Origin of the sequence: Streptomyces sp. NPDC058664 (assembly GCF_042716635.1) — a bacterium.
In the GTDB taxonomy this organism is placed as follows: domain Bacteria; phylum Actinomycetota; class Actinomycetes; order Streptomycetales; family Streptomycetaceae; genus Streptomyces.
The window spans coordinates 16053-24768 of sequence record NZ_JBHXRW010000060.1; the positions used below are offsets into that span (position 1 = coordinate 16053).

Genomic DNA, 8716 nt, shown 5'->3' on the forward strand with positions numbered 1-8716 from the left:
ACAGCTCCCCGTTACGCAATCGGGTAGGTGACCGTCACGGAGATGGTGTCACCCGTGGTGATGGTCTGGCTGGCCTGCCAGCGAACGAGCTGCACCACGCCAGTACTTGCCGTGATGCGGGCACTGCCCGTGGCGATCGAGTTGCCCGCATGGGTGTAGAAGAGGCCCAGGTGGCTCTTCGGCAGGTACGAGGCGGCGATGGTGCCCATCGAGACAATGCCGGTCGACAGGGCGCCCGCGGCGTCCGTGGTGATATTCGCCCCGGAGCGCGTGAAGCTCATGTTCGCCGTGACGAACCCGGCCTTCTGGACGGCGACCGACGCGGCGTTGATGCTCCAGCCTGCGGCTGCCGTCAGGAGGCTGGCGGATGTGATGTTCGTGGAGGAGGGCAGCAGGGGCACGTTGGTGGTAACCGACGCGGTACCTACCTGGAGCAGCGTGGCGTCGGCGCTACTCCTGGCCTCCAGAGCCACGCCGGCCCCGAAGGATCCCTCCTTGATAATGACCGCGCTGGAGGCGAGGGTGGCTCCACCCTCGATGTGCGCGCCGCGGCGGATGTCCAGGAAGCCGCTGTCCTGGACCGTGACCAGGTCCGTACCGCCGCTGTCCTTGATCTGAACCAAGTCTTCGGCCTGGGAAGCCGCCCCGCGGATGACCAGGGGTACCGCGCTTGCGATGTTGGCGATGTCCGCTCCGGCGTTCACGTCCAGCAGGCCGCTGGTCGTGACCGTAGCCCCGGTGATCGTCGGTCCCGCGATGGTGCCGTTGTTGATCGTCGGTGACGTCAGCGTCTTGTTCGTCAGCGTCTGCGTGTTCGTCGTGCCGACGATGGCACCCGTGGCGCCGTGTGCGGCTGTGGAGTCTTCGTGCGTACGGAAGTCGGTCGCGTCGACCGCGTTGTACACAGGGCGCACCACAGCGCCCAGGCTGTGGGTCTGGGCGGAGGTGCTGCCGAAACCTCGCTCCACCGTGAGCGCCAGGCCGGCAACGCCGGTCACCTTCACCAGCTCTTCCGTGCTGGCCCCGTAGTCGATGGCGATGACGTATGGCACCGTCGGGAAACCGGTCGTGTTGACGACCGAGACCGTGGTGGCGCCAGCGCTGATGTTGCCCGCGAGCGTGGTCGGATTGGCCACGTTCGAGTAGTTGTAGGCGTTCGCCACGACTCAGCTCCCCTGGAACGTCTGGTAGATGGGGTTCTCCTGGTACATGCGGTCGCGTTCGCGCTGGAGTCCTTCGGCGTACAACGCCGCGTAGGTCTGCACCGCGGAGGCGATGTCCCGCGTCGAGACGAGCTGGGCCCGCTCGGTGGACTCCACCGACGTCTGCTGGAGGCGTGCGCTCATGACGCTCGGGAGCAGCCGCTTAGCGGCATCCCAGATGACGAGGTCCGCTACCCGCTCGGGGTAGCCGGTGACCGCCTCGAAGTCATCGCCGCTGGCAGTCAGGGCCGCCGGGCCCTTCGTGTACACGACCCTGACGTTCTGGCCCGGCGTGAGGCCGGTCCACAGCTGGATGGACTTCCCGGTGGGGAAGTCGGTGGTGTACGCGGTGGGGTTGAAGCGCCAGTCGGGCATGGCGCCGGAGACCTTCGTGGGTCCCACCCACTGGCCCACTACGCTCCAGACGTCCTTAACGTCCGCCGGCATCGGGTATTCGACCTGTACCGCGTTGTACGCGAAGTCGGTCGTCTCGAAGACGACCAGCGATGGATACAGGGCCGCGATGGAATCGTTGATCGCGTCCTTGATGACCTGTCGGGGGAAGGTCGGCGATGCCGTGACCAGGGCCCCCGAGGTGTGCGTGGCCGCCGTGGTGTCCTCGGCCCCGCGGCCGTTGACCCCGCCCATGACGGTGACGACGCCCGTGGTGGCGTCGTACCCCTTGACCAGGATCAGCTCGTCGTCGATCTCGACGAGACCGCGGGAGACCTCGGTGATGTCGGTCTGGTCGACGGTGAAGGTGTCGTCCGCGGCCAGCATGTCCGCGGCCAGCGTCGTCATGGACGCCTGATCCAGGGTGAAGCCGCGCAGTTCCCTGCGCACCCTGGTGACGAGCTGATCGAAAGTCGGCATGTCAGGCCGCCATCATCGTGGCGGTGACCGTGCCCGTGCCGGCGGCGCCGGACAGCGAAGTCCGGTAGAACCGGAACGCCCTGCCCGTGGAGGAGGCGGTGACCGTACCAGCGGCCGTGAGAGGCACGGTCGTGCCCGTGGAGACCCACGTGGCCCCGTCCAGGGAGCCCTCAATGGTGAGCGTCCCCGTCAGGGTGCCCGTGCCCACAGCCACGACCGTAGCGGTCGTGTGAGCGGTGCCCAGACTCATGGTCGAGCCAGTCGTGTTGCCTGCCGCTGCGGTGAGCGTCGCTGTCGCCGAGCGGGAGCCGCTCGTGAAGAGCTGCGCACCGTCGGCGTCCACCGTGGTGGAGTCGATGGAGATCTTCATCTCGGCCATGTCAGTGGTCCTCTACGGGAACGGCCTTGGCGAAGTCCCGGCCGTAGGCGGCGCCTGCCGCGTCGGACTGGCGCATGGCGTCCAGGATCTTGTTGCGTGTGGTGCCCTCGGGCTGGATGCCCTCGGCGCGGGCCTGGCGGTACAGGGACAGCTCGTTGTCCCACTGCTTCTGAGCGGTGGCGTCACCGCCACCCACACCGCAGTACGCCACGCGCATGTTGGCCGCGCGGGCACAAGCGCCCCATGTGGCGTGGTCCTGCGTGGGGCAGCCGGAGCGGCACTTGCCAGTCACGACGGTGCCACCATGGCTTCGCATGGGCTCGGGGGCGACAGTACGGACGATCGCATCGTGGCCCTCGCTCAAGTCGGGCACCCTGACGGCTATGGGCTCGTGTCGGCGGGCGGTCATCAGTGGAAGTCCGCGTCCTGGGCGCCTTCGGCGCGGCGGGGGACCTCGGTCACGCAGCGGTCCAGGGTGTCCTGCTCATTGCCGTTCGTGATCGTGCTGTTACCACCGGAGGTGGTGGGCTCGCAGTTGTCCATGACTGCTCCTACAGGGGCGTGAAGTTGGCTTCGGAGACGCCGATGTCGGCCGCGATCAGCGCGGCCTTGGTGGCGTCGTCCACCTCGTATTCGTGGCCGCCCTGATAGGCGACGGTCGCGGCTGCGATCTCGTCCTGGGTGGGGTACCGACGGGTGGTGTACACACCGCCGTTGTCCAGAACCGTGATGCCGCGAGTGATCTTCACTCGCACGAACAGCCGGTTGTCCCAGGACGCCGGCCCCTCGTCGATGGTGGGGGGCCGGAACGTCCAGGGCATGTCAGGTACCGCTATTGACGCTGGAGGTCGACTCGACCCGGATCAGGGCCTCGTCGCGGTAGCGGGCCCATCCGGCCACGCCGTACCAGCCGAGCGGACGGAACCGCGCAAGCTTGTCGACCACGGGTCCGGCGACCATATGAAATTCCTCGGCCACGGCTTCCGCGATGGCCTGCTGGCCCGCGTAGTACGTACGGAAGCGGCGCACGGTGTTGTCGCCAGTGCCGGCGTCCACGGCGTTGTAGCAGCGAGGGGACTCGACGTAGAAGGCGCCCTCGTAGGTGCCGAGCTCAGCCGTCCAGATGTTGCCGACCGCGCTGTAGTTGTGCGGGTCACGCCAGGCGGCGGCGCCGGTTTCCGTCCGGAGGTCGACAGCGACCTCGGGGTGGATGTAGGCGGCGTACAGGCTGTCCCGCTTCGGGACGGCCAGGCCAGCGCGGAGCTTGACCGGGGCCAGGCGCGCCATGGACGAGTTGAACGTGTCCGTGGTCGCCATGGTCGTGGCGACGGTCGAAACCGTGGCGTTGGTGACGTAGGAGACCGTGCCGGCCTTGCGCTGGATCAGGCGCGGACCGCCGCGGACGACCGTCTGCACGACGGTGTCGATCGAGGCAGCCGCGTTGTACGCCACGATGTTGGCGATGGCCGGGTCCACGTCCGTGAGGCTGAACAGGTTCAGCTTCCGGGTCCTCAACGTAGGGTTGCCGTACTCGTTGAGCGTGATGGTCTTCGTGGTCGGGTTGCCCATCGCGACCGCGTCGGGGTCAGTCGACTCGGTCAGGGTGCCGGTCGCCTCCGCCAGGTCGGCGAAGATCTCCAGCACGACGCTGGAGCCGGGCTGGGCCTGGTCGGCAGGCCGCTTGTCCGCGAGGGCGCGGAAGAGCGGGTACGAGCGAAGGGCAAACTCAAACTGCTTGTCGTACGCCGTCTGAACGGCATTCGACATGGCGGTTGTGTCCGTGTAAGCGTTAGCCATGGCCTCTCACCTCCCGCAATGCGGGACGTCGAAGTGTCGGGGAGAGATCAGGTCCAGGTGTGCGGGCTGCCGTTGGCGCGCATGATCTGTTCGAGATCCGCCGGGGACTTGGCGTTCTTGATGGCCTGCACCAGTTCGGCTTCGCTGCCCTGCGGGGGCAGCACGCCCTGCGTGCCCGCCTCCTGCATGCGCTGCATCTGAGCCTGATCGTTCGCCGGAACCGTGGATGCCGGGGGCCCCTGCGGGGTCACCGCGCCCTGCTCCTGCTCCCCCTCGGGGAGCTTCGCCAGCGCGCCGCCGTTGGCGGTCAGCCAGTCGTCCAGCTTGTCGGGCGTGCCCGTGTACAGCGATGCCGCTGCCGGGGCATAGCCCTTGGCCTTGAGCGTGTTCTCGACGTCGGCCCTGACCTGCTGAGCCTTCAGGCGGTCGTTCTCCGCCTTCAGCTCCTGTACCTGGCTGGAGAGCTTGTCCAGTCCTTCGCGGAACCACTTGGGGCCCTGCGGGCTGGCGCCTGTCTCGCCCAGGTCCGACGTGCCGTCGGTGGGGTCGTAGCCGAACTCGTACTCGCTCATTGCCGCTCCCGTCTCGCTTCGCGGCCTGCTACTCCTCCGGGGGAAGGGATCGCGCTCCGCTACCGGGCTTCATGGATGACGGGGCCGGTGGGTCCGTCGGCGGCAGAGGGTACGTCGACTACGTCGTTTTAGCTAGCAGCGCTAGTTTTATGGCGTACGGACAGCGCAAAGCCCCCGACCGAAATCAGGGGCTGAGGCTTCGCGAGCGGGATTCGAACCCGCATCCGTGCCCGATCGTGGACGGGCGGCTCTGCCAATTGAGCTACCGCGTCACCCTTCCATCGTCAGCCGGGCGTGACCCCGGCCTAGTTGGGGCGTAGCGCGCCCTGGCTCCAGGATGCCGTTTAGGTGCGCTATGTACGACGATACCCGGCATTCAGACCTTGCGAGGAGCTGGCGCGACCGCCAGCGAACTGGGCCCGTTCCTGGCTCTTCAACCGCTTCGCCTTCTCGAAGGCGTTCTCCGCGCCCACGCTCTTCGCCGCGCCGGGAGTAAAGGCCTCCTGCTCCGCCTCGCGCTGTGTCCAGGTCGTGCCGTACCGGCCCGCCAGACCCATCATCGACTCGAAGGAGTCGGAGATCCGGCTGTACGCGGACTCGGCCTCCTGGGCGGAGACGCCCAGCTCTGCATAGGACTCCAGGTCCAGGACGTTGGCGGCGAAGCCGCGCCTGAGGGCGGCCGCTCCGATGGATGCGGCTGCCGCCTGCTTCTTGATGAGCGGCTCCGCCGTTTTGCGGTCCAGGAAGTACGCGGCGAGTTCAGACTCGCCGACGCCGTACATCTGGAAGAGCGCGCCGCGGTAGTTCGGGTCGGTCCTGTTCACCGCGTCCATCGCGAGGTCTACCCGCGTCTTGATCTCTGTCGGGGAGACATCCCCGCCGATCCAGGCGGAGAAGTCCGAGGGTTTGTCGTAGAAGCCCTTCGGCATGCCTGCGTTCTCCAGGATCTGGCGGTACGAGGACTCGGCGGCGAGGTACTCGCCCGGGTTCAGTACGGCCAGGCCCGCCTTGCGGCGGACCTCGTTGCCGGCGAAGCGCTGCTTGTACTCGGGAGTGTCCTGGAGCAGCAGGGCGATCACGTCGGCGCCGTACCCCTGCTTGACGTACTCGTAGATCTTCCCGGCCAGGGACTGGAGGCCGAAACGCCCGAACTCGGCGCTCAGGGCCACGAAGGCGTCCCTCTCGGGACCCTTGAGGTAGCTAGCCCAGTCGCCCAGGGCGGGAGTCTTGACCTTGGCCACAGGGAGGCGGGGCGCCTGTGGCGCCTTGGCGGTGGGCATAGCCATCAGTACGTCACTCCGAAGTTGTTGAGCACCTGGTGAGCCACGCTGAACATGCTCTCTCTGGCGTTGTTGGTCTTCTTCCAGAGCGGGTCAGAGCGTACGTCGACCTCGAACTCCCATAGGGGCTTCGTGCCCTGGGAGGTCATCGCCTTCGAGACGTGCTTGTTGAAGAGATCGACGTCGGTCTCCGGCAGCTCCAGGAGCGTCGCCACCGTCTTCAGGTACGGCGACGCCAGGTCCATGACGTTCTGCCCGGCCATGATCTGCTCACGGTACGCGCCGTACCGGGCAGCCGCCTGCCGGCGAATCTGGTCCTCGACCGTCGACGCGGTCGACCTTCCGGAGACCACGGCCTTGGCCTGGTCGCGGTACCAGCTGGAGCTGTACCGCAGCCCGTTGGCGTACGCCACGCCGTGGAGCTGGTCGAAGACCTCGCCGGCTTCGCCCCACATGATGTCACCGTGCAGGCCCACCTGCGTACCCAGCCAGTCCTTGATGCGCTGGTCGGTCCAGTCCATGGCCACAGCGTTGTACACGGCCTGCTGGAGGGTCCTGGTCGGCTTACCTCCGACCATCTGGTTGCCCAGTCCGACCTCCACCGCGAGGCGGTTGATACGCGCCGCCGCGGCTTCGCTCTGCTGCCGCCAGGTGGCGGGGTCGGTGTGCTTCGTCGTGATGTACTTCCGCAGCGAGTCCGGCTGCGTCTTCCACCACTGGGAGTTCTTCAGCTTCGCCGCGAAGAGCTGCGGCGACCAGCCGCCGGAGACGGCCTGCTCAAAGAGTCTGCTCAACTCCTTGGAGGAGTTGATGAGCCCGGCCGACAGGCCGTACTGCTCGGCCAGCTCGTTGCGGTCGAGCTTGGGCGTCACGGCCTGCGTACCGCCGGAGCCGGACGGCGTTGCCGTGGTCGTGCTCGACATCCCGGAGCCGCCCTGATAGGTGGCGGCGCGGTTCATAACGGAGTCGACGTACCCCTTGATGGAGGGGCCCCCAGGCTGAGGCCTGGTGGACATGTGCAGGTTCGCCTGGCCGCTGTACCAGGCGCTGGCGGCGCCGCGGTACCCGTACTTCTTGACGTACTCGCCGAGACGGCCCCGGACCACCGCGTCCTGGGCTTCCTTGCTGGCCAGGTACTGCTGCGGCGTGAGCCGCCTGCCGTAGTACTGCGCCGTCCAGGAGGGGATGTTGGCGCCCATGACCTGGTAGCGACCGTAGGCCCGGTCGCCATTCACCCAGACGCCGACGGCGCCGTAGTTCCCGCCGGACTCCTGCTGGGTCAAGCTCCACAGGAACGCCTCGAAGGTCGGATCGGCCACCTCAGCTCACCAGCCCCATCTGCGCCAGCACGTCACGACCGATGCCGACTGTCTTGTCTATGGCTGCCGTGGTGCGGCCCCACTCGGGGCCACTGCGGATCATCTGTGTGAACTCGGTCAGATCCATGGGCGCCGGCTTCCCGTCGGGGCCGGACCGGTTCAAGGCCGCCTTGATCTTCGGGGAGAAGGCGTCCACATCCCCTTCGGGGAGCTGGAGCTCCTGGGCCAGCACCTGCCGGTACGGCTGCGCAAGATCCTGCATGCTGGCTCCCGCCATGATCTGCTCACCCCAGGCGGGATACAGGCTCGCGGCGTGCTCCCGCAGCCCGGCCTGGATCTTCTCCATGGTCGTGAGGCCCCTCACGAGGTACTGCGCGTTGTTCAGGATGGACTGATCCGTTACAGCCACGCCGAGGCTGTATGCCTCCTTGCGGATGGCGGAGGCCGCCTGACCGGCCATGCCGCCGAACGTCTTGTCGGCGCCGAACTTGATGTACTGACCCAGGAAGTTGGCTATCTGCTCTTCCTGCCAGTCGAGGTGGACCATGTTCCGGGCGAGCAACTCCACGTTCGTGGGCGACAGAATCGCCCCCGCCTTCACGGCCATCTGCTGCGCCGCCAGGCGGGCGCCCTCCATGGTCGCCTTGTACGTGGCGGGGTCGGTCTTCGCCAGCACCTGCGCCTGACGCGACGTGGCGGAGTTCTCCTTCCACCACTTAGTGTTCTTGACCTCGGCCTGGAACTTCTCCGGTGCCCAGGTCTCCTCGACTGCGGAGTTGAGCATCTTCCACAGCTCCGGCTGTGACTTGAAGAAGGCGTAGGACATGCCGTACGTCTCCGCCAGCTCTGTGGCGTCGAGCTTCGGGGCGACCTCTTCAGCCTCACCGCCTCCGGCGGCTGCCGCAGCGTCCACGCCGGGGACCCGGCGACCGCCCATCCAGCGGTCCATGTAGTAGCCCTCCGCGAGGGAGGAGATCTTCACCGGGGTTCCAGGGCGTGGGGCGTGGATGAATTTTCCACCGCCCATGTAGATGCCGACGTGGTCGGGACCGGTCTTCTTCCTGTCGGTGTCGAAAAAAACCAAGTCACCAGGGCGCAGCTTGTTCTGGGGCACGGAGAAGCCGACGTTGATCTGGTCGTACGTCACGCGCGGCAGCTCGATGCCGTACGCGCGATAGACCTCCTGGATCAGGCCTGAACAGTCCACGCCATTCTTGAGGTCGTTGCCGCCCCACACGTATTGCACGCCCAGGCTCTTGCGAGCCAGCTCGACCAGGTCTTCGCCTCGCGCCAT

At 67.1% G+C, this 8716-nt stretch carries 11 protein-coding genes; all 11 read right to left on the reverse strand.

What is annotated here, in order from left to right:
* Positions 1-11: 11 nt before the first annotated feature.
* Positions 12-1163 carry a hypothetical protein gene (locus ACFWUY_RS33620; protein WP_384118776.1) on the reverse strand — a complete coding sequence of 384 codons (1152 nt, stop codon included), beginning with the start codon at positions 1161-1163 and terminating at the stop codon, positions 12-14.
* 3 nt (positions 1164-1166) lie between these two features.
* A complete protein-coding gene (locus ACFWUY_RS33625; RefSeq protein WP_384118781.1) occupies positions 1167-2075 on the reverse strand; it encodes a hypothetical protein in 909 nt (302 codons plus the stop codon).
* A gap of 1 nt (position 2076) precedes the next feature.
* Complete coding sequence (locus ACFWUY_RS33630) at positions 2077-2454, reverse strand: hypothetical protein (RefSeq protein WP_384118785.1); 378 nt, start codon at positions 2452-2454, stop codon at positions 2077-2079.
* A 1-nt stretch (position 2455) separates the two neighbouring features.
* Complete coding sequence (locus ACFWUY_RS33635; RefSeq protein ID WP_384118788.1) at positions 2456-2746, reverse strand: hypothetical protein; 291 nt, start codon at positions 2744-2746, stop codon at positions 2456-2458.
* Positions 2747-2862: 116 nt separating this feature from the next.
* The gene (locus tag ACFWUY_RS33640) at positions 2863-2997 is read right to left on the reverse strand and encodes a hypothetical protein (protein ID WP_384118791.1); all 135 of its coding nucleotides are present in this window, start codon (positions 2995-2997) and stop codon (positions 2863-2865) included.
* Between the two features lie 8 nt (positions 2998-3005).
* Positions 3006-3275, reverse strand: coding sequence for a hypothetical protein (locus ACFWUY_RS33645; RefSeq protein ID WP_384118795.1), 270 nt, complete (start codon positions 3273-3275; stop codon positions 3006-3008).
* Position 3276: 1 nt separating this feature from the next.
* Positions 3277-4251: a N4-gp56 family major capsid protein gene (locus ACFWUY_RS33650; protein WP_384118798.1), complete on the reverse strand. Its 975-nt coding sequence runs from the start codon at positions 4249-4251 to the stop codon at positions 3277-3279.
* A gap of 47 nt (positions 4252-4298) precedes the next feature.
* Positions 4299-4823 (reverse strand): hypothetical protein, encoded by a 525-nt coding sequence (locus ACFWUY_RS33655; RefSeq protein WP_384118800.1) that lies wholly within the window; start codon positions 4821-4823, stop codon positions 4299-4301.
* Between the two features lie 353 nt (positions 4824-5176).
* Positions 5177-6109 (reverse strand): hypothetical protein, encoded by a 933-nt coding sequence (locus ACFWUY_RS33660; protein ID WP_384118802.1) that lies wholly within the window; start codon positions 6107-6109, stop codon positions 5177-5179.
* A complete protein-coding gene (locus ACFWUY_RS33665; protein ID WP_384118806.1) occupies positions 6109-7422 on the reverse strand; it encodes a hypothetical protein in 1314 nt (437 codons plus the stop codon). Before ACFWUY_RS33665 ends, ACFWUY_RS33660 begins: the two co-directional genes overlap by 1 nt.
* Position 7423: 1 nt before the next feature.
* Positions 7424-8716, reverse strand: coding sequence for a C40 family peptidase (locus ACFWUY_RS33670; RefSeq protein ID WP_384118809.1), 1293 nt, complete (start codon positions 8714-8716; stop codon positions 7424-7426).